19 protein-coding genes are annotated in these 19,401 nt (G+C 34.4%); 10 read left to right on the plus strand and 9 right to left on the minus strand.

The genetic code is table 11. The features are described from left to right. Positions 1-21: 21 nt before the first annotated feature. Entirely contained in the window at positions 22-498 is a 477-nt protein-coding gene (locus DFQ03_RS15265; protein ID WP_133674113.1) for a single-stranded DNA-binding protein, read from the minus strand. A gap of 27 nt (positions 499-525) precedes the next feature. Continuing rightward, positions 526-1,575 carry an A/G-specific adenine glycosylase gene (gene mutY / locus DFQ03_RS15270; RefSeq protein ID WP_133674114.1) on the minus strand — a complete coding sequence of 350 codons (1,050 nt, stop codon included), beginning with the start codon at positions 1,573-1,575 and terminating at the stop codon, positions 526-528. Between the two features lie 127 nt (positions 1,576-1,702). Between mutY and DFQ03_RS15275 the strand changes: the two genes are divergently transcribed. The 3 genes from DFQ03_RS15275 (at position 1,703) to DFQ03_RS15285 (ending at position 4,475) form a co-directional block, all read left to right on the plus strand. Beyond that, positions 1,703-1,993, plus strand: coding sequence for an HU family DNA-binding protein (locus DFQ03_RS15275; RefSeq protein ID WP_027065813.1), 291 nt, complete (start codon positions 1,703-1,705; stop codon positions 1,991-1,993). 263 nt (positions 1,994-2,256) lie between these two features. Further along, the gene (locus DFQ03_RS15280) at positions 2,257-3,804 is read left to right on the plus strand and encodes an Rne/Rng family ribonuclease (protein ID WP_133674115.1); all 1,548 of its coding nucleotides are present in this window, start codon (positions 2,257-2,259) and stop codon (positions 3,802-3,804) included. Between the two features lie 194 nt (positions 3,805-3,998). Next, positions 3,999-4,475, plus strand: a complete 477-nt coding sequence (locus DFQ03_RS15285; protein WP_133674116.1) for a regulatory protein RecX — start codon at positions 3,999-4,001, stop codon at positions 4,473-4,475. Between the two features lie 6 nt (positions 4,476-4,481). Here DFQ03_RS15285 and DFQ03_RS15290 read toward each other — a convergent pair whose 3' ends face one another. From DFQ03_RS15290 to bioA, 4 genes are all read right to left on the minus strand, one after another. Beyond that, positions 4,482-5,354, minus strand: coding sequence for a cupin-like domain-containing protein (locus tag DFQ03_RS15290; protein ID WP_133674117.1), 873 nt, complete (start codon positions 5,352-5,354; stop codon positions 4,482-4,484). A gap of 76 nt (positions 5,355-5,430) precedes the next feature. After that, positions 5,431-6,525 carry a biotin synthase BioB gene (gene bioB, locus DFQ03_RS15295; protein ID WP_133674118.1) on the minus strand — a complete coding sequence of 365 codons (1,095 nt, stop codon included), beginning with the start codon at positions 6,523-6,525 and terminating at the stop codon, positions 5,431-5,433. Positions 6,526-6,627: 102 nt separating this feature from the next. Further along, positions 6,628-7,821: a beta-ketoacyl synthase N-terminal-like domain-containing protein gene (locus tag DFQ03_RS15300; RefSeq protein WP_133674119.1), complete on the minus strand. Its 1,194-nt coding sequence runs from the start codon at positions 7,819-7,821 to the stop codon at positions 6,628-6,630. Between the two features lie 8 nt (positions 7,822-7,829). Further along, positions 7,830-9,104, minus strand: coding sequence for an adenosylmethionine--8-amino-7-oxononanoate transaminase (bioA, locus tag DFQ03_RS15305; protein WP_133674120.1), 1,275 nt, complete (start codon positions 9,102-9,104; stop codon positions 7,830-7,832). A 64-nt stretch (positions 9,105-9,168) separates the two neighbouring features. Here bioA and DFQ03_RS15310 point away from each other — a divergent pair, with 64 nt between their 5' ends. After that, on the plus strand, positions 9,169-10,650 hold the full coding sequence (locus DFQ03_RS15310) for an ArnT family glycosyltransferase (protein ID WP_133674121.1): 1,482 nt from the start codon (positions 9,169-9,171) through the stop codon (positions 10,648-10,650). Here DFQ03_RS15310 and bioD read toward each other — a convergent pair. Genes bioD through DFQ03_RS15325 form a run of 3 tightly spaced genes read right to left on the minus strand, consistent with a single transcriptional unit; the run spans position 10,645 to position 12,792 of the window. Continuing rightward, the gene (bioD, locus tag DFQ03_RS15315) at positions 10,645-11,262 is read right to left on the minus strand and encodes a dethiobiotin synthase (protein ID WP_133674122.1); all 618 of its coding nucleotides are present in this window, start codon (positions 11,260-11,262) and stop codon (positions 10,645-10,647) included. The two genes, DFQ03_RS15310 and bioD, sit on opposite strands and share 6 nt — an antisense overlap. Positions 11,263-11,268: 6 nt before the next feature. Further along, positions 11,269-11,652, minus strand: coding sequence for a putative signal transducing protein (locus DFQ03_RS15320; RefSeq protein WP_133674123.1), 384 nt, complete (start codon positions 11,650-11,652; stop codon positions 11,269-11,271). Positions 11,653-11,655: 3 nt separating this feature from the next. After that, positions 11,656-12,792, minus strand: a complete 1,137-nt coding sequence (locus DFQ03_RS15325) for an aminotransferase class I/II-fold pyridoxal phosphate-dependent enzyme (protein ID WP_317128187.1) — start codon at positions 12,790-12,792, stop codon at positions 11,656-11,658. A gap of 327 nt (positions 12,793-13,119) precedes the next feature. On the opposite strand from DFQ03_RS15325, the gene DFQ03_RS15330 reads away from it, so the two are divergent. The 6 genes from DFQ03_RS15330 to DFQ03_RS15355 all read left to right on the plus strand — a co-directional run bounded on the left by DFQ03_RS15330 (position 13,120) and on the right by DFQ03_RS15355 (position 19,360). Next, a complete protein-coding gene (locus DFQ03_RS15330; RefSeq protein ID WP_166637481.1) occupies positions 13,120-15,774 on the plus strand; it encodes a PAS domain S-box protein in 2,655 nt (884 codons plus the stop codon). Further along, positions 15,771-16,181: a response regulator gene (locus DFQ03_RS15335; protein ID WP_133674126.1), complete on the plus strand. Its 411-nt coding sequence runs from the start codon at positions 15,771-15,773 to the stop codon at positions 16,179-16,181. Before DFQ03_RS15330 ends, DFQ03_RS15335 begins: the two co-directional genes overlap by 4 nt. A gap of 74 nt (positions 16,182-16,255) precedes the next feature. Further along, complete coding sequence (locus DFQ03_RS15340; RefSeq protein WP_133674127.1) at positions 16,256-18,055, plus strand: M61 family metallopeptidase; 1,800 nt, start codon at positions 16,256-16,258, stop codon at positions 18,053-18,055. Next, a complete protein-coding gene (locus DFQ03_RS15345) occupies positions 18,056-18,589 on the plus strand; it encodes a GNAT family N-acetyltransferase (protein WP_133674128.1) in 534 nt (177 codons plus the stop codon). It abuts the gene before it with no gap. A 73-nt stretch (positions 18,590-18,662) separates the two neighbouring features. Continuing rightward, complete coding sequence (locus DFQ03_RS15350) at positions 18,663-19,151, plus strand: DUF2975 domain-containing protein (protein ID WP_133674129.1); 489 nt, start codon at positions 18,663-18,665, stop codon at positions 19,149-19,151. 2 nt (positions 19,152-19,153) lie between these two features. Further along, positions 19,154-19,360: a helix-turn-helix domain-containing protein gene (locus tag DFQ03_RS15355; RefSeq protein ID WP_133674130.1), complete on the plus strand. Its 207-nt coding sequence runs from the start codon at positions 19,154-19,156 to the stop codon at positions 19,358-19,360. The last annotated feature ends 41 nt before the right edge of the window (positions 19,361-19,401 follow it).

Consider the following 19,401-nt stretch of genomic DNA (forward strand, 5'->3'; position numbering starts at 1 on the left):
TAGTTGTTATTTAAATTTTTGTTAGAATGGTAAATCATCATCCTCTTCTGGACTTGCAGATGCAGGTGCAGGTGCAGAGGCCTTAGATGGTGCTTTATTTTCAATACTTGTTGGTTTTTGAACGCTTGGAGCCGAACCACTATTGTTTTGCATACCTTCTTTCTTGGTAGTCAAAAAAGTAAATTCTTGTACATGTACCTCGGTTGAATACCTGGTGTTACCATCTTCACCTTGCCATTGACGATTTTTCAATCTGCCCTCTACATATACCTTATCTCCTTTACTTAGATATTTTTCACAAATTTCAGCAGCTTTATTTCTAACTACCACATTGTGCCAATCTGTATTTGTAACACGTTCACCAGTAGATTTATTGGTATAAGTCTCATTTGTAGCTATTGGAAATCTACCAATACTACCGCCTCCTTCAAAATAATGCATTTTAACTTCATCACCTAAATGCCCAATCAACATTACCTTATTTAATGTACCGCTCATAACTTAAAGATATAAAAATCAAAAGTACTAAAATTTAAATGCTTTGATAAAATCTGCGATTAAAACTGGTACCGGAAAATCAGTTATTTTTTCAATGGGAATCTTATCGGCAAAATCATCATTTATATACACCAACCAGAACTTCGTATGCAGGTGTTGATGCGACAATTTATGAACGATTGCGCTTTCATTGTATTCTATTACTTCGTCAGACCTCATATTACCGAGAACTTCTTTATACCTTATAGTAATATCATCTATTTCTAATACATCATCTGACTCCAATAAAGGAAACTGCCATAAATTCTGCCAAATACCTTTACCTATTCTTTGGTTTATACTTGTGTATTGGTTTCCATCCGTATCCTTATATATAGGTATAAGATAATTAAAGTATCGGTTGCGGACTTTTGTCTTCTTTAACTTTACAGGCAAGGTATCTACCAAGCCTTTTTCTAGAGCAACACAACTATCGTTAAGTGGGCAAAGTAAACATAAAGGCTTTTTCGGGAAGCATTGTATGGCTCCAAACTCCATAATACCCTGATTATAATCTCGAATATTAGCGGAATCCATGACTTTTTGAGCCAAGCTTTTAAAATATTTGATACCTTCTGTACTATTAATAGGAGTATCTATACCATAGTATCTAGAGAGTACTCGATAGACATTTCCGTCTACTACGGCTTGCGCTTCATTGAAACAAATAGACGAAATAGCACTTGCAGTATAGTCACCGACACCTTTTAGTGTTAAAAGTTTCTTGTAATTATCAGGAAATTTTCCCTTATACTGATCGACCACCATTTTTGCAGCTGCATGAAGATTTCTAGCTCGTGAATAATACCCGAGTCCTTGCCAAAGTTTTAAAACTTGCTCTTCATTTGCATTGGCTAAATCATATACAGTAGGAAAATTTTCCACAAAACTCAAGTAATACGGGGTTCCCTGAGCTACACGCGTTTGCTGAAGTATAATTTCTGATAGCCAAATTTTGTATGGATCAGTACTCTGACGCCATGGTAAACTGCGCTTATTTTCATGATACCAATCTAAAATTTTACTCGAAAATGACATGCTATTCAATACTAAGTTATAAAAGTAGCAGTTTATACACTTAAAATTAACCTATTAGAAAGAAAGATTGAATTTAATTTATATATTTGCAACCCGAAAAAACATACAGAAAATCTAATATTGAAAGATGACGAAAGCGGAAATTGTATCGAAGATCTCAGATAAGCTGGGAATTGAAAAAGGAGATGTACAGGCAACTGTTGAATCTTTTATGGAAGAGGTAAAAACATCATTAGAAAGTGGTGATAATGTTTACCTAAGAGGTTTTGGTAGTTTTATCATTAAAACTAGAGCCGAAAAGACCGGTAGAAATATTTCCAAAAACACAACTATTAAAATACCCGCTCACAACATTCCAGCATTTAAGCCTGCGAAGGTTTTTGTAGAAGGAGTTAAGAGCAACGTACACGTAAAATAATTAATCTTAAAAAAAGAACTTTATGCCAAGCGGTAAGAAAAGAAAGAGACATAAGGTAGCTACACACAAGCGCAAGAAGCGTAGAAGAGCTAACCGACACAAGAAAAAGTAGTTTTAATAACTACTTTTTCTTTTTAAAATACGTTCATTGACATAGAGATCCAGAAATTGGGTTTCGGCAAGTACATTTGTATTTGTCTATGGTATTGTTTAATCAGTTCGTTCCCTATTTTTATAGGTGAAACGACTAAAAATATATTCAGGTGAATAGAGAATTAATCGTAAGATCTAGTTCCCAATCTGTTGACTTTGCCTTGTTAAAGGACGGAAAACTCACTGAACTGCATAAAGAAGAAAATAGTAACGACTTTTCTGTAGGCGACATTTTTCTTGCCAAAATCAGAAAGCCGGTAACTGGGCTTAACGCAGCGTTTGTAAACGTTGGTTATGAGAAAGATGCATTCTTGCATTACCACGACCTTGGTCCACAATTATCTTCTATGCTTAAGTTCATTAAACAAGTGAGTACAGGAAAACTAAAGGATTACTCTTTAGGAAATTTCCCGTTCGAGACCGATATTGACAAAAACGGTGTTATTACCGATGTCATAAAAGCGAACCAATCATTATTGGTTCAAATTGTAAAAGAACCTATATCTACTAAAGGACCAAGAATTAGTTCTGAGCTATCAATCGCCGGACGCTACTTGGTAATGGTTCCTTTTTCTGACCGTGTATCCGTATCTCAAAAGATTGCGAGCAAGGAAGAAAAAGACAGGTTAAAAAGACTCGTTAGAAGCATTAAACCTAAAGGTTTCGGTGTTATCATTAGAACAGTCGCAGAAGGACAAAAAGTTGCAGAACTGGACAAAGATCTAGAAAACTTGCTGAACAAATGGACAGCAATGTGTAAAAAATTACATCGTGCTCAAACACCATCAAAAGTATTCGTAGAACTCAATAGAGCATCTTCTATTTTAAGAGATGTATTCAATGATAGCTTTACTGGAATACATGTAGATGACGACACCTTATACAATGAAATTAAGGATTATGTGTCGGAAATTGCTCCTGAAAAAGAGAGTATCGTTAAGCACTATAACACCAACGTACCTATTTTTGAAAAATTTGGTATTGAAAGACAAATTAAAACGTCTTTCGGCCGTACTGCCGCAATGAGCAAAGGCGCCTATTTAATTATAGAGCATACAGAAGCACTTCATGTAATAGACGTAAACAGTGGTAACAGATCTAATAAAGCCAAAAACCAAGAAGACACTGCCCTAGAGGTAAATCTTTTATCCGCATCAGAGATCGCAAGGCAATTACGCCTTCGTGATATGGGCGGTATTATAGTTGTAGATTTTATCGATATGGTAAAACCACAACATAGAAAAAGGCTATTTGAACATCTTAGAGATGAGATGAAAGATGATCGTGCCAAACATAAAATACTACCTCCTAGTAAATTTGGTTTAATTCAGATTACCCGACAAAGGGTACGACCTGAAATGAATATTAAAACAACTGAAGAGGACCCTAACAACGCAGGGAAAGAGGTGGAAGCACCTATTGTTTTAATAGATAAAATTACAGCGGACCTTGAAAAACTCCTTAAAGGACCTGCAAAAGACAACAGTATATCACTAAATATACACCCGTTTATAGCAGCCTATATTACAAAAGGTTTTCCATCTTTAAGAATTAAATGGTTCTTAGAATACAAAAGATGGATTAAAATTCAGCCGCGTGATGCGTATACGTATCTTGAGTACCGTTTTAAAAACAAAGACGGCAAAACAATATATTAAGCTTTAATGGCTTTATACAAGAAAAAGCGACCTATAACAGGGTCGCTTTTTTTGTGCCGAAAAATTAATAATATTTCAGAGAATACTAAAACAAACTACTCTCAAAATTTGATAGTGACCAACATCAAGAATTGCCAATTCGACTATTGATATTTGAAGCACTTAAGGCAACAATTTCATTACTTTTGAACTACATGAACCAAAAAACTAAAGGCTTCACCATTCAAGAAGCCACTAAAAAAATAGAAAACTATTGTGCCTACCAAGATCGCTGCCATAAAGAAGTGGTTTCTAAATTGAAAGAGATGGGTATGATTCCATTAGCGGTAGATACTATTATAGCCCAACTTATTGAAGACAGATTCTTAAATGAAGAACGCTTTGCAAAAAGTTTTGCAAGAGGAAAATTCAACATTAAAAAATGGGGGAAAAACAGGATTGTCAGGGAATTAAAGTTTAGAAACATATCTAAATATAATATCACTACTGCTTTGAAAGAAATTGAACCCGAAGTATACTTAGAAACTTTAGATAATCTAGCTAAAAAAAGATTAAATCAAATTACTGAAACCAATATTCAAAAACGGAGAAAAAAATTAGCTGATTATCTTTTATATCGTGGTTGGGAAAGTCATTTGGTGTATGAGAAATTGCAAGAACTCATAAAATAAGCCTGCTTAGTTTTCCATCAAAACCTTATTGTTCTTATTGGTTCTGGATATCGCCTTTTCATTCTTATAATCTATCCAATCTTGACCTTTCAATTTACGCATTAACACATCATAATAACGCATTATAAGAATGTTATACGAAGCTTTAGCCAAATTCTTAGGGTTTCGCGCTAATCCCCTCAAACTCATTGAAAAACCCGGAGTGTTATATTTCATATAATGCCAATAACCTTCTGGCATATATAAAACTTCGCCATGAGAAAGGGTAGTTTTAAATCCGTTTGCTTTTTTTAAAGCAGGCCACTTGTTATAATCAGGGTTTGAAAAATCTATGCTTTCATGTGTAATTAAAGAATGTGGAACTTTATAAAGCTTCTCAGTTTCTGACTGAGGAAACAACACTACTTCCTTTTCTCCATCGAAATGAAAATGAAAAATATTGGCCAAATCTATATCGTAATGCATAAACGTATACGAGTCTCGTCCGCCGAAAAACATCATCGGCACACCTTTTAAAAGCTTTAATCCAAAGTCAGGAAACCTATAATCTTTCTGTAGTGCTGGAACTTCCTTCAAAATATTCCAAAGAAAAATTCTATACTTTGTAGGTTCCTTCTTTAATAGATCCACATATGCTGCCATTTTCATTTTGGCATGTGGTTCGTTAAAACCATCTTTATGTTGAACTGGTCTATCATCATACAAAGGCACGGTTATATCACCTGCTACTTCTTTAATATAGTCTAGATTCCACTTATTAAAAGCAGGCCAATCTTCAATAGCCTGTTCTAAAACAACAGGTTTTTGAGGCTTAAAGTAGTCGTTAATAAAAGTGTCCTTGGTAATATGCTTTACCCTGGGAATATCTGTTAACTTCAATTACTAATGGTTTTTAGGGAAGCCAAAGGTAATTAACGTTAAGAAAATATTTTCTTAAAAATGTATTAATGTAGCTTTAGTCGGCAATTTTAGCCTTTTGCTTCGCAGTTTCATTTCGCTCGATAGAGTGACCCGGTCTAGACCATTTTGGCTTTTCGCCCAATGAGTTAATTTGAGAATCTTCTGCTTCTACCGTTTTAGGCTGTGATACCTTGGTAAATGGCTTTTGTGGATTTAGACCTAACATTTTAAACATTGCCATATCCTCATTTACATCAGGATTCGGGGTAGTCAATAATTTATCGCCTGCAAATATTGAATTTGCACCAGCAAAGAAACACATTGCCTGCCCTTCTCTACTCATTTCGGTACGACCTGCAGATAAACGCACTTGAGTCTCTGGCATTACAATTCTGGTCGTAGCTACCATACGTATCATATCCCATATTGAAACTGGCTCAATATCTTCCATTGGCGTACCTTCTACAGCAACTAACGCATTAATTGGCACTGATTCTGGTTGCGGATTCAATGATGTCAAAGCAACTAACATACCTGCCCTATCTTCCAATGCCTCGCCCATACCAATAATACCCCCGCTACAAACGGTTACATTACTTTTACGAACATTTTCAATCGTATCTAAACGATCCTCAAAAGCACGAGTAGAAATAACATCTTTATAGTAATCTTCTGAAGTATCTAAATTGTGGTTGTAAGCATATAAGCCAGCTTCTGCCAAACGTTTTGCCTGATTCTCGGTAATCATACCTAAAGTACAACATACTTCCATATCAAGCTTATTAATGGTACGTACCATTTCTAATACTTGGTCAAACTCAGGACCATCTTTTACGTTTCGCCAAGCAGCACCCATACAAACACGAGAACTACCAGAAGCCTTTGCCCTTAGCGCTTGAGCTTTAACTTGAGAAACAGCCATAAGATCGTTACCTTCAATATCTGTGTGGTAACGAGCAGCTTGCGGACAATACCCACAATCTTCTGGGCAACCACCGGTTTTTATAGAAAGTAAGGTAGAAACTTGAACCGTATTAGGGTCATGATTTTTTCTGTGCACAGTTGCAGCTTCATAAAGTAGCTCCATTAAAGGCTTGTTGTATATTTCTAAAATTTCTTCTTTTGACCAATTGTGTCTTGCTTCGCTCATATAATCTTAGGTTGTTACCAAGGTTCAAAAATAACGGAATTTAAATTGAAAAAATAATTGGATGTTTTTAAAATAATGACTTACCTCGGTATCTAAAGTTGATTATTCATTTTTACATATCAAAATACTTACCGCATTTCCACCGAAACCTACAGCATTTACCAGTATTTTTTTAAGGTTTCCATTAGTAAATTCAGATGCTACAAAAGGTACCGAAATCATCTTATTATGCTGCAACATTAAAATCGCCAATTCTAGATTTAGCATTCCTGATGTCGCGAACGTATGACCTATCTTCCATTTATTGGTGGTCAATTGAGGCATATTCTCACCAAACACTTCTTTGATGGCATTAAATTCTGATGAATCTCCTTTTATAGTACCTGGCGCATGCATTACAATAGCATCTACCTCAGCAGGATTTAAATTACCCAAAGCCATTTTTATGGATTTTTGAAAGCAAACGGCGTTCGCGGAAATAGAAGTATTATGTTTTAATATTTCCGTAGCAAACCCTACGCCTTCAATAACTGCTAATGCATTTTCTACCACACCCGTTTCTAAACAAGCTACAGATGCCGCTTCGCCCAAAATCATGGTATTATATTGTTTTTCCATGTTTAATGCTTGGCAAGGATAGTTTCGGCTACGCTCAACTACTGAATCTGTATTCGACTCAGGTGCTTTTGCATAAATCTTTAATGCCTTCATTTGGGCAATAGTGAAATTGGTCAACGGCGCTTCACTAGCACCTACCAAAAACTTAGTTGACATTCCGCTACTGAGCCAAGCCACTCCATTCAATACCGAATGTAAGCCTGTGGAACAGGTAATGGAATGTGATATTTCTGGACCTGTAGCTCCTAAATCATGAGATACCCAAGATGATATATTACCCAACGTGGTCGTTGGGGAGCTTAATGTTGATGTAACCCCAGTATCTAAATACTCTTTATGATACTGCTCAAACAACTTCGTTGCTCCACGAGACGAGCCCATATTGATTCCGAATTCAGCTGTGTTTCCCCAACCAGATTGCTTCACTGCCATTCTTGAAGCTACCATTGCGAATAGTACACTGTCATCTAATTTTCTGTATTTACCATCAGACTCCCTAAGTTCATCTACTTGTAATTTCGAAGATTCAGACAAAGGTGCCATCCAAGTTTTATCACCATTTATTTCTGACAAAGAGAAGCTATGGTCATTATTTTGATATGACTGCCAAGTTTCTTCTAAAGTGCTTCCTAAAGGGGAAAGCGAAGCTATGGATGTTATGGATATTTTTTCTTTCAATTTCTTATCTAAAATGTATCTAATGCTTCAGCAATGGTATCGTAAACCTTCTGTAACTCTTTATTTGAAATAACGAATGGTGGTAATACATATATAGTATTCCCCAATGGTCTTAGCAAGACTCCTCTTTGTAAAAAGAAATTATATAGCTCATCTCGTAGACTACCGTAACGCTCCATTTCTATTTGTAGATCAATAGCCAAGATCACACCCATTACCCTAACCTCTTTCACTTTTTTATGATCCTTAATTTTGTCTGCGTATGAGTTATGTGCATTTTCAATATAGTTTCTTCTTTCTAAGATTTTTGGCGAATTTAAAAGTTTAATTCCTGCTAAAGCAGCTGCACAACCTAAAGGATGCGCGCTAAATGTATGCGCATGAAAGAAACCTTTATGCACCTCATCACTAAGAAAACGATTATAAATTTTCTGCGTACAACTGGTAATACTTAAAGGAAACATACCTGCCGTTAACGCCTTACTTAAACAGATAACATCAGGTTTATTCGATAAATTATCTGATGCAAAATTCTTACCTGTTTTACCAAAACCGGTCATTATTTCATCGGCAATACATAAAACCTCATGTTGTTGACAAAGACCGATCAACTCATCTAACCCTTGGGCCGAATGAAATTTCATACCAGCAGCACCTTGCACTAGTGGCTCAAAAATAAAAGCTGCACAACTATTTTCTTTTAAAATTTCAGATAACTTACTTTTTACTTCTTCTATATTATCCTCTTTTGGAGTGGGTATTCGCACTACTTTTAATAGAAAATCTTCAAAAGGACCATTGTACGACGACAGACCCGATGCACTCATGGCACCAAAGGTATCGCCATGAAAACCGTCTTCAAAAGCAATTAACGTATCTCTTTTTTCTCCGTTATTATGAAAATACTGAAGTGACATTTTTATAGCCGCCTCAATAGCGGTAGAACCATTATCATTGAAAAATAATTTTGCTTGATTATCGGGCAAAATGGCCATTAATTTTTCTGACAACTCTATGGCCGGTTCATGAGTTAGACCACTGAACATTACAAAATCTAACTTTTGCATTTGCTCGGTCATTGCCGAAACTATAGTGTCATTTGCATGACCGTACATTACGGTATACCAAGATGCTATTCCGTCAATATAGTCTTTTCCCGACTCATCAAACAATAAAGCACCCTTTGCACTAGTTATAGGTAATTGCGGTTTACCCAACTTATGCTGGGTTAACGGATGCCATAAATATTTTTTATCTCGACTAGATAGATTTTCCACTTTCATAGAATTTATAATTCTTCATTTTATCTATCTTGCAAAGATCGGGAAAATAAACCTCAACAAAGAGATGCCCTTAAAAAGAAACGAAAAAGCATTTTTAAATTTTTCCGAGTTGAAGAATACAGCTGTATTCTTCCTATTCTTTTTAATTACTTTTTTTATTCGTTTTCCTTTTTTCTTTAGAGATTACGTAGATCGCGATGAAAGCACCTTTATTCTTTTAGGTCAATCTTGGGCAGACGGATTTCTACCCTACACACAACTGTGGGATTTAAAACCACCACTAACCTTTGCTTTTTTCGCAACAATCATATCTATATTCGGCAAAAGCTTTATTGCAATACGCCTGGCGGGTGTTTTTTTAGTTATAATCACAGCATTTTACACCTATAAAATTGCGCTAACCCTTATACCTAAAAAGGCTTCTATTTTCGTTGGTGTATTCTGCATTGTTCTTTTAAGTCTTTTTGGCAGCCTACAAGGTGTCATGTCTGAACATATCTGTATTGCCTTATTTGTGCCTGCTGTTTACCTTCTGAAAACAAAAGAATCTAATGCTTATGTTTTCTTGGCAGGAGTATTAATGGGTGCCACCATTATGGTAAAATTGAATATGGCTTTCCCTATTTTATTTATTGGCCTGTATCTGGTTTACGAGGTTATAATTACTAAAAAGAATAGCAATTTTTTATCTATTCTTTTATTTGGCACAGGTGTACTCTCCATAATTTTCGCTACCATAATACCTTATTTTTTAAGTGATCAAACATATATATGGTGGGAATCTGTAGTGCTGGCCCCACTAGAATATACCGGAGCTAGAAGATATTCCATCATTAAACTAGCACCTATTTTTGTAATTACGGGACTATTTCTTGTATATGCCTACAAAAGCAAAAAGCTTGATTTCAAGAACAGAACTGTTCAGCTACTTTTAGTCGCCATTTTTGGAGTTTTATTTTCGTTTGTAAAAGGAGGAAGAATCAATGGTCACTACCTTATACAACTACACCCTATGTTACTTATATTAGTTGGTATAGTCATCTACAACTTAACAGTGCAATACAAGCCGAAACTACCCGTTTATTTGTCGTTCATTGCATTATTGATTCCTGCTGAAAGTTATCTGGAATATGTAAATATTATAAAGAATAAAATTGAAAAAGGTACTTTCTTTAATGGGGAAGGTTTTTCTGTTCCGCAGTACATTATAGAGCATAAATTAGATACTGAAAACATATTGTTTTTTGAATACCATATAGGGTATTGGAATTTAGAAACCTTACCGCCTACAACAGCGTCAACACACCCAAGTAATATCTGTAGAGATGAACTATTTCCTTTTTTTTATAATCCAAGAAAAAACTCTATCGAAGAACTTGAATATATCATGGAAGAGTTACAACCCAAAACTGTTATAATACGAAAAGGCAGACGAATTTTAGATAAAAAAGAAGTTGAAGAAAATAAATATCTCGATACTTATTTAGCGCAACATTATAAGCTATTTGCTACAGTAGATAATGCTGAAATCTTACAGCGATTATAAGGTTCTCAAAACTCCTTGAAACTTATCGGCATACTTCTTAATGACCTCTTTGGTAAATTCTTTTTCTTCATCAATTCTTCCTATTAAGGATACTCCCGTTTTATGAAGAATAATATTCTCTGTATGAGGATTCGCCTCTCCGCTAAATAATACAGAAACTTCATAACCTTTGTGCAACAACCAGTTTATGGTCAATAGCGAATGATTGATACTTCCCAAATAATTTCTAGATACCACCACAACTTTATAATCGGGCATGATGATATCGAACATGGTATCCTCTTCATTTAAAGGAACCAAAATACCCCCAGAACCCTCAATAATTAAATGATTATCCGTCTCTGGTTCGTTAATGTGAAATCTATCAATTGTAATACCCTCAATTTCAGCAGCTGCATGCGGACTCATTGCTGCTTTAAGATTATAACTACTTGGGTGAAATTTAGATGCATCATTAGATATTAACCTTTTCACCTTATCGGTATCAGTGTTATCTAAATCACCAGCTTGTACAGGTTTCCAGTAATCTGCTTGTAATGCTTCGGTAAAAATTGCAGATGCAATTGTTTTACCAACCTCTGTTGAAATTCCGGTTACAAATATCTTTTGCATGTATTCTTACTTTGAGTTCGTAATCATTCCACAATTTAGGCACTTATATTTTCTTTTTTCAAAAAATGGAAAAAGTTTATAAAATACTCCTTTACTGTTATAATATGATTCAGATTTTTGAGCCTTACAATTAGGACAAACAATAGGTTCGCCGTAATTATCAACTGCATAAGCCCTTATTTCGTCATAAATAGCGATTGCCCGTTCTTTATCTTTAGTATACACCTGTAATTTAACTCCGCCGATTGCATTGCTAATTAGCGGATCTGAATTTAAGGTGTTTTCATCCCTAAGAAATACCGGTATACCTTCAGACTCCAATTTACCTTTTACAATCTGTACATCGGCCACGTATTCAAAAGAAGCTAGCAGATAAAATTTATCTTCCATATTTTATATAAAACTAGCCAACAATTTCACCAATAGACCTATTTCTTCTTTAGAATTAAAACTATGCAAACATATTCTAAGTCTTTCTTGACCTTCTGGCACCGTAGGCGATAGAATTGCTTTTATATTGAAGCCCTTATCAATTAATTTTTTCGATACTAATTTGGCTTTTTTAGAACCAGAAATTATACAACCCTGTATGGCGGTATCACTTGGTATAAAAAACCTTTCGATTTTATGTGACCTCAGCTGCTCTTTAAAATAAACTATATTTTCGCTCAAAAGTGCTTTGGGTTCCTTTCCCAGTTCACCCATATAATTATGCGCCGTAATAATTGTCGCCAAGGTATGTGGTGTTAATGCCGTTGTATAAATGAAGGGCTTGGCAAAATTTATCAAATAATCTCTTAATTCTTCAGAGCCTAGTATAGCTGCCCCGTGACAACCAAAAGCTTTACCAAATGTTACTGTTCTAGCAAAAACATCTTTTTCAAGTTTTAAATCTGGTATCAGTCCTTCTCCGTTGCTTCCTAAAACACCAACTGCATGAGCTTCATCTACTATTAAACGGTAGCCATTAGATTTTGTAAACTTTGCAAATACTTTTAAATCCGGCGTATCTCCATCCATAGAAAAAACACTTTCGGTTACGACATAAACAGCACTATCTTCATGTTCGTTTCTAGCAGTATTTAAATCTACTTTCTCTTTTAAACTTGATAAATCGTTATGTAAAAAACTATACGCTTTGGCATTGCTCATTCGAATACCTTCTCTTATACTGGCATGTACATACTCATCATAAAATATTAAATCGCCTCGTTGGGGCACTGAACTGAAAAGACCCATATTGGCATCATAGCCAGAATTAAATACTAAAGCTGCATCTGATTTATAAAAATCAACTAATAATGGCTCTAATTTTTTATAGAGTTTATGATTTCCAGACAAAAGACGAGATCCCCCAGAACCATTTGATGCAACACCTTCTGTCAATAATAGCTGAAACGTTTTAGAAAATAAAGTTTCATCGGTCGCAAAACCTAAATAGTCATTAGACAAAAAGTCTATTAACCTATCAAGGGAGTTTAAGGAACGGAAAATATCCTCTTTTTTACGATTTGCTAGTACTTTCAGCAATTTTTTAGGCAGTTGGGTCATATCACAAAAATAGCCTTTCTACGAAATGAATGGTATTTAATTAACTAATTAGTAAAATTTTTCTAAGCTCAGTATCTATAAAATTGAAAATAGTTCAAATTTACCTGAAAACTATTGATAAAATCATTTTATGATTCTGATTAATAACTACTTACAAATATGAAAAATCGCCTTAATTGTGAAAAAAAACCATTTATTATGCGCTCAAGATAAACTTAAAGTATATTTTTGCGTCTTTTTTTAAGGAAATTTCCTACTTTGATGTTAAAGTATTAGATTAACTATATGTGTTTTGATCAGGATAAAATGAAAGGGAGTACAATTTTAGATACAAATAGATTAGAAACATTGATGTCTTATGATGTTATGGATACGCACCCAGAAGCTATCTATGATGAAATAACCTCTTTAGCAGCTTCAATATGCAACACCCCAACAAGTTTAATTTCATTAGTTGACGATAAAAGACAGTTTTTTAAATCTCATTTCGGATTAGATATTAACGGAACACCTTTAGAAGACTCTTTCTGCAAGCATGTTATTACAGATGATATTGATATACTGGTAGTAGAAGACACGCATAAGGACAAAAGGTTTCGTAATTACAATTTAGTAAAAAACGACCCGAATGTTGGTTTTTATGCCGGTGCATCTTTAACAGCAGAAAATGGTCAACGCCTTGGTACCATTTGTGTTCTAGACTATGAACCAAAACAACTTAACGACGCTCAAATTAATGGACTACAGACACTTGCAAAACAAGTGGTGCAATTATTCGAACTTCGTAAATCTAAAAAGGTAGAAGAAGATCAAAAATTAGACTTAGAACAAAAAGGTAAACTTTTAGACAATATCGTGAATGCTACGGGCATTGGTATTTGGGAACGTAATCTTATCGATGACTCAATTACCTTAAATGAACAAGCACTTAATATTTATGGTTTAAATAAAGCAAACTTATCAGAGTTTAAAACCGATACATGGTTTAACCTCATTCACAAAGATGATTTAGAAGAAGTAAAGAAGAAAATGTTAGCCTGTTTAAGCTACCCTTCTAACGACTGTACTGTTCAATATAGAATGTTACAAAAAGGAGGTGAATATAAATGGATTCAAGATCAAGGAAAAGTACTTCAGTGGAGCAATGATAAGAAACCACAATTAATGTACGGTACAGTTCAAGACATAACTGATAAAAAGAACTATACCGCCGAGCTTCAAAGAGTTAAAAATAATCAAGAAGCCATGATCAATAGTACTAAAGACTTGATGTGGTGTGTTGATCTTGAATTTAGGCTTATAACCGCAAATACCGCATATCACCAGTTAGTTAAAAAAATTCAAGGCAAACCTTTTGAAGAAGGAGAGTTAGTATTTTCTGACCATGTATCTATGGAGGTAACTACAAAATGGAAAGGCTACTACAACAGAGCTCTTACTAGTGGTGCCTTTTCTGTGAAACAGAAAATTCAAGACCCTCAAAAATTCTGGACGACGTATGGTCTTACCTCATTCGACCTCTTATACAATAAAGAGGGCGATAAAATAGGTATTACTTGTTTCTCAAAAGATATTACCTCAGAAGTATTATCTCAACAAGTGTTAATAAGTGCTAAAGAAGAAATGCAAAAAATAATGGATACTTCTTTAGACATTATTTGCACCTTAGATGAAGAAGGCTATTTCTTGAGCGTAAATAAAGCGTGTAAACAAATTTGGGGGTATTTTCCTAAAGATATAATAGGTACTAAATATCTTGAATTAGTTTATAAAGAAGACATAAAATCAACTGAAGATTCTGCCGAATCGGTTTTGTCTGGTCAAAAAGTTGTCAATTTTGAAAATAGATACATACACAAGAACAGAACCATTGTGCCTATGCTATGGTCATCTTTTTGGGACGAAAAAGACCGTGTATACTACTGTATTGCAAGAGATAATACTGAAAAGAAAAAAGCAGAATTACTATTAAAAAATAGTGAGCGTCGATTTAAAACATTAGTTCAAGAAAGCAGTGATATCATTTCTATTTTAGACTTAGAAGCGAATTTCACCTATGTAAGCCCTAGCTCTTTTAAGATATTGGGTGCTACTCCAGAAGATTATGTTGGCACCAACGCATTTGATTATATACACCCAAATGATATAGCAAGGGTTAAAGAAAAATTTAATTATATATTACAAAATGAATCTGTTGAAATAGATTCGTTTAGGTTTAGAGATATTAATGGCGAATGGAAATGGTTCGAGAACGTAATAACCAATCAACTTACTGAGCCTTCAATAAACGGATTAGTTGTAACTACTAGAGACATTACCGCAAAGAAAAAGGCAGAACAGCAATTAGAAAATAGCGAACGTCGTTACAAAACTTTAGTTCAAGAAGGCAGTGATATGATTTGTATTGTTGATGAAAAGGCTATTTTCTCTTATGCCAGCCCAACTTCTACAAAAATTTTAGAAATTACACCAGAAGAATTTGTTGGGTCTAATGCTTTTGATTATGTTCACCCAGATGACTATGATACTGTTTACAACGAATTTCTAAAGGTTCTCAATATTCCACAAGTAAATATTAAACCATTTAGATTTAAGCACGGTGCGGGTCATTGGGTCTGGTTAGAAACCGCTATCACCAATAAACTCGATGAACCCACTATTAAAGGTATTGTGGTAAATTCTAAAGATGTAACTACCAAAGTACAACACCTAAACGCAATTGAAGAACAGAACGCTCAACTTAAAAAAATTGCATGGACACAATCTCATATTGTTAGAGCACCTGTTGCAAGATTAATGGGTTTAATTAATTTATTGACAGACGATAAAGGAAAACTAAACGTTGAAGAAAAAGAACAGGTACTAAGTTTTATACTTACCTCAGCAAATGAAATTGATCATATTATTAAAGACATTGTTGAAAACACTATCAATGTAATTGATATAGAAGAAAATAAATGAAGTATCAACTATTATTAATAGAAGACGATCCAATTTTCACTTTTTTACTCAAAAAAGGTATTCAACATGCCGAGTTAAAGGGCGAAGTCATTAGTTTCTCTAATGGAAAACCAGCTATAGAATATTTAACAAAAGAATATTCAGAAGCGGACAACTATATCATATTTCTTGATCTTAATATGCCCGTAATGAACGGTTGGGAATTTATGGATCAATTAGAAACAATTATAAAGGCTGACAATTGCATGGTTTTTATTTTAACATCTTCAGCTTACCGCAATGATATTGAACGCCTAAAGAAAAAACCCTTGGTAGTAGATTTTGTTACCAAACCAATTACCGAGTATCATTTAAATGGTATTAAAGAGACTATTGAAGATAAATTTGAAAAAAATCAGCCCATATAATTAACCTGAACATTTTAAAAATTAAACTGCATACAACATGAATTAGCTTCATTATCTTAGCTAAAAATCATAGTATGCGCTATCTTGTTATTTTATTATTATTTGGTTTACAATCTGTTCAACTATTTGCACAAACCAACTCTTACACCATATCATTTGAAAATGCTGTTCATCATGAAGCGAACATTACGGCATCGTTCATCGATGTAGCAGAAGATACGTTATCGCTTAGAATGAGTAGAACCTCACCCGGCAGATATGCACTTCATGAATTTGCTAAAAATGTATATAATTTCAAGGCAATTGACAGTAAAGGAAATGCCCTAACTATTTCGAGAACAAACCCATATGAATGGAAAGTTTCGGGGCATGATGGTACCGTTAAAATTACATATTCACTTTATGCAAATAGAGGTGACGGCACCTATTCTCAAATAGACGAAACCCATGCGCATTTAAATATTCCGGCAACATTTATGTATGCCCCCTCACTAAGAGAAAGAAAAATTGAAGTAAGTTTCAAAATAAGAGAAGATTTGAATTGGAAGATTGCTACGCAATTACCTCATGTAAAAGACAATACCTACAGCGCGCCTAATCTATATTATTTTATGGATAGTCCTACAGAGCTAAGCAATCATAAAGTGCGCGAATTTGAAGTAGACGGGCAAACTATAAAATTAGCATTACATGACCCTGGTACCGAAAATGAAGCTGATCAATATTTTGAGAAAGTAAAAAAAGTTGTTCTAGCTGAAAAAGAGGTTTTTGGTGAACTACCTAAATTTGATTACGGATCTTATACCTTTTTAGCCTGTTACATACCAAATGCCTCTGGTGATGGTATGGAGCATAGAAATTCTACCATTTTAACTAGCACAAGAACCTTAGCCAACGGTGGTTTGGATGGAAATATTGGCACCGTTTCACATGAGTTTTTTCATAGTTGGAATGTTGAACGTATTAGACCAAAATCTTTAGAACCTTTTAATTTTGAAGAAGCCAACATGAGCGGTGAGCTTTGGTTTGCAGAAGGTTTTACCAGCTACTACACCAATCTCATACTTTGCCGAGCAGGTTTAATTACACCTGAAAAATATATAGAGGGATTAGCCGGGACTTTCAACTATGTTTGGAATTCACCCGCCAGGCAGTTTTTTAACCCAATTGAAATGAGCTACCAAGCTCCATTTGTAGATGCCGCAACTTCTGTAGATCCTGTGAATAGAGAGAACACATTTATTTCTTATTATTCCTATGGTAGTGTTCTAGGTTTAGCCCTAGACCTTTCTTTAAGAGAGAAAGGTTTGAATCTAGATGATTTCATGAAACTGGTGTGGACTACCTATGGGAAAACTGAAAATCCATATACCATTGAAAAATTGAACAAAACTTTGAACACGTACGCTGGCGAAGATTTTGGTAAAAACTTCTTTAATAGCTTTATCTACAAAAGCGGAATGCCAAGCTATGCCGAACTATTTAAAACTGTTGGGGTAAGTGTATCTCAAAACAAAGAAGCTGCTTATTTTGGCGCCGCTGTATCTATAACAGACGATTTAGATGGTAAAATTCGAAGCAATACCAAAATTGGGAGTCCTGCTTATATTGCTGGGCTAGATAAAGGCGATATCATTACCGCTATTAATGGAGAAAAATTCCCCAACGGCATTCAGCTCAACAAATTCATAGAAAATGAATTTAAGCCAAAAGACAACCTTTCAATAACCTTTTTAAGAGATGGATTGGAAAGGAAAACCGAAGTCACATTGACCGCTAACCCTAACTATACCATTAGCTTGATTGAGAAAAATGAAGAAGCTCCTTCAAAAAAAGTATTAAAAGCCCGCAAAGCTTGGTTAAAAATTGAGTAAATGAATTTGATATATACCACCGCCACCACAAATGAAGAATTGATACAGATTCTTTCTTTACAGCAGATGAATTTAAAATCAGCTGTTTCTAGCGATGAAATGGAAAAAGAAGGTTTCGTTACTGTACACCACACTTTAGATGTGCTTACTAGAATGAATAATGCTTGTCCGCATATTATTGCAAAAGATGGAGACAACGTAGTTGGTTATGCCCTTTCAATGACCGATGACTTTAAAGATGAAATCTCTGTTTTAAGACCGATGTTTACCGAATTAGAAAACGTAAACATTCAAAATTTTATTACCATGGGGCAAATTTGTGTTGCAAAGACCCATAGAAAAATGGGGATTTTCCGCGGACTTTATAGCGCTATGAAAATAGCCTCTTACCCAAAATACGATGCCATTATCACTGAAGTTGACGCAACCAACTCCCGTTCTCTTGGGGCACATTACGCCGTAGGATTTGAGAAAATATGCACTTATAGTTCTTTAGGGCAAGATTGGGAATTGATTTCTTTGAAGACTAACTAATTCACGAAATATTCTTTTTTATTATTGTTATTCGATAATTTTTATATATTTGTTATCGTTAAACGATAATAATATGAAAAATCTTATTTTTTCCCTATACCTATTAATTTGCCTTTGGATTATAGGAGGATTGACCGCAATTTTTAGATCATGCTCAGAAGTTTACAACATGATTTTTATACATAACACCAACGATAACTTAACAATTCCTATTTGCATTTTATTAATAAAAATTAGTATCAATAGTATTGTAACCTTTTATTTATTCAAATTTAGTAGAGTCATAAATAAATTAAACCTAGAAAATTTTCTATCCAAGAAAAACGGAAAATCTTTTAGAACTATTGGAAGAGTATTTTTGTATTATTCTTTTATAAGATTATTCATTAACGTAATTGAAATTTCGCTAGGTGAAAACTATCAAAAATTAACAGAATATAATGGTAAAGGAGTCATTGAAGGAGTTGTAACGTTGCTAATTACTTCATTATTCCTTTTAATAATATCTAAAATAATTGATCAAGGATATAATTTTAAGCAAGAAAACGACCTAACCATATAACTATGAGTATCGTCGTAAACTTAAACACCGTATTAGCAGAGCGAAATTTGAAAAGCAAAGACCTAGCCGAAATGATTGGTATAACCGAAGCCAACCTTTCCATTCTTAAATCAGGTAAAGCTAAAGCAATTCGTTTCTCTACACTAGAGGCAATTTGCAAAGCTTTAGATTGCCAGCCAGCTGATATTTTAGCATATGAAAAGGAATAAAAAAAGGCTACACTTTTCAGTGTAGCCTTTAAAACTTATTA

The organism is Maribacter caenipelagi, from assembly GCF_004364175.1.
Taxonomy (GTDB): Bacteria; Bacteroidota; Bacteroidia; order Flavobacteriales; family Flavobacteriaceae; genus Maribacter; species Maribacter caenipelagi.

Excerpts from the sequence above, each read along its gene's own strand:
- DFQ03_RS15265 (WP_133674113.1), bottom strand. The coding sequence starts at position 498 with ATGAGCGGTACATTAAATAAGGTAATGTTGATTGGGCATTTAGGTGAT.
- mutY (WP_133674114.1), bottom strand. The coding sequence starts at position 1,575 with ATGTCATTTTCGAGTAAAATTTTAGATTGGTATCATGAAAATAAGCGC.
- DFQ03_RS15275 (WP_027065813.1), top strand. The coding sequence starts at position 1,703 with ATGACGAAAGCGGAAATTGTATCGAAGATCTCAGATAAGCTGGGAATT.
- DFQ03_RS15285 (WP_133674116.1), top strand. The coding sequence starts at position 3,999 with ATGAACCAAAAAACTAAAGGCTTCACCATTCAAGAAGCCACTAAAAAA.
- bioB (WP_133674118.1), bottom strand. The coding sequence starts at position 6,525 with ATGAGCGAAGCAAGACACAATTGGTCAAAAGAAGAAATTTTAGAAATA.
- bioA (WP_133674120.1), bottom strand. The coding sequence starts at position 9,104 with ATGAAAGTGGAAAATCTATCTAGTCGAGATAAAAAATATTTATGGCAT.
- DFQ03_RS15310 (WP_133674121.1), top strand. The coding sequence starts at position 9,169 with ATGCCCTTAAAAAGAAACGAAAAAGCATTTTTAAATTTTTCCGAGTTG.
- bioD (WP_133674122.1), bottom strand. The coding sequence starts at position 11,262 with ATGCAAAAGATATTTGTAACCGGAATTTCAACAGAGGTTGGTAAAACA.
- DFQ03_RS15320 (WP_133674123.1), bottom strand. The coding sequence starts at position 11,652 with ATGGAAGATAAATTTTATCTGCTAGCTTCTTTTGAATACGTGGCCGAT.
- DFQ03_RS15330 (WP_166637481.1), top strand. The coding sequence starts at position 13,120 with ATGAAAGGGAGTACAATTTTAGATACAAATAGATTAGAAACATTGATG.
- DFQ03_RS15335 (WP_133674126.1), top strand. The coding sequence starts at position 15,771 with ATGAAGTATCAACTATTATTAATAGAAGACGATCCAATTTTCACTTTT.
- DFQ03_RS15340 (WP_133674127.1), top strand. The coding sequence starts at position 16,256 with ATGCGCTATCTTGTTATTTTATTATTATTTGGTTTACAATCTGTTCAA.
- DFQ03_RS15345 (WP_133674128.1), top strand. The coding sequence starts at position 18,056 with ATGAATTTGATATATACCACCGCCACCACAAATGAAGAATTGATACAG.
- DFQ03_RS15350 (WP_133674129.1), top strand. The coding sequence starts at position 18,663 with ATGAAAAATCTTATTTTTTCCCTATACCTATTAATTTGCCTTTGGATT.
- DFQ03_RS15355 (WP_133674130.1), top strand. The coding sequence starts at position 19,154 with ATGAGTATCGTCGTAAACTTAAACACCGTATTAGCAGAGCGAAATTTG.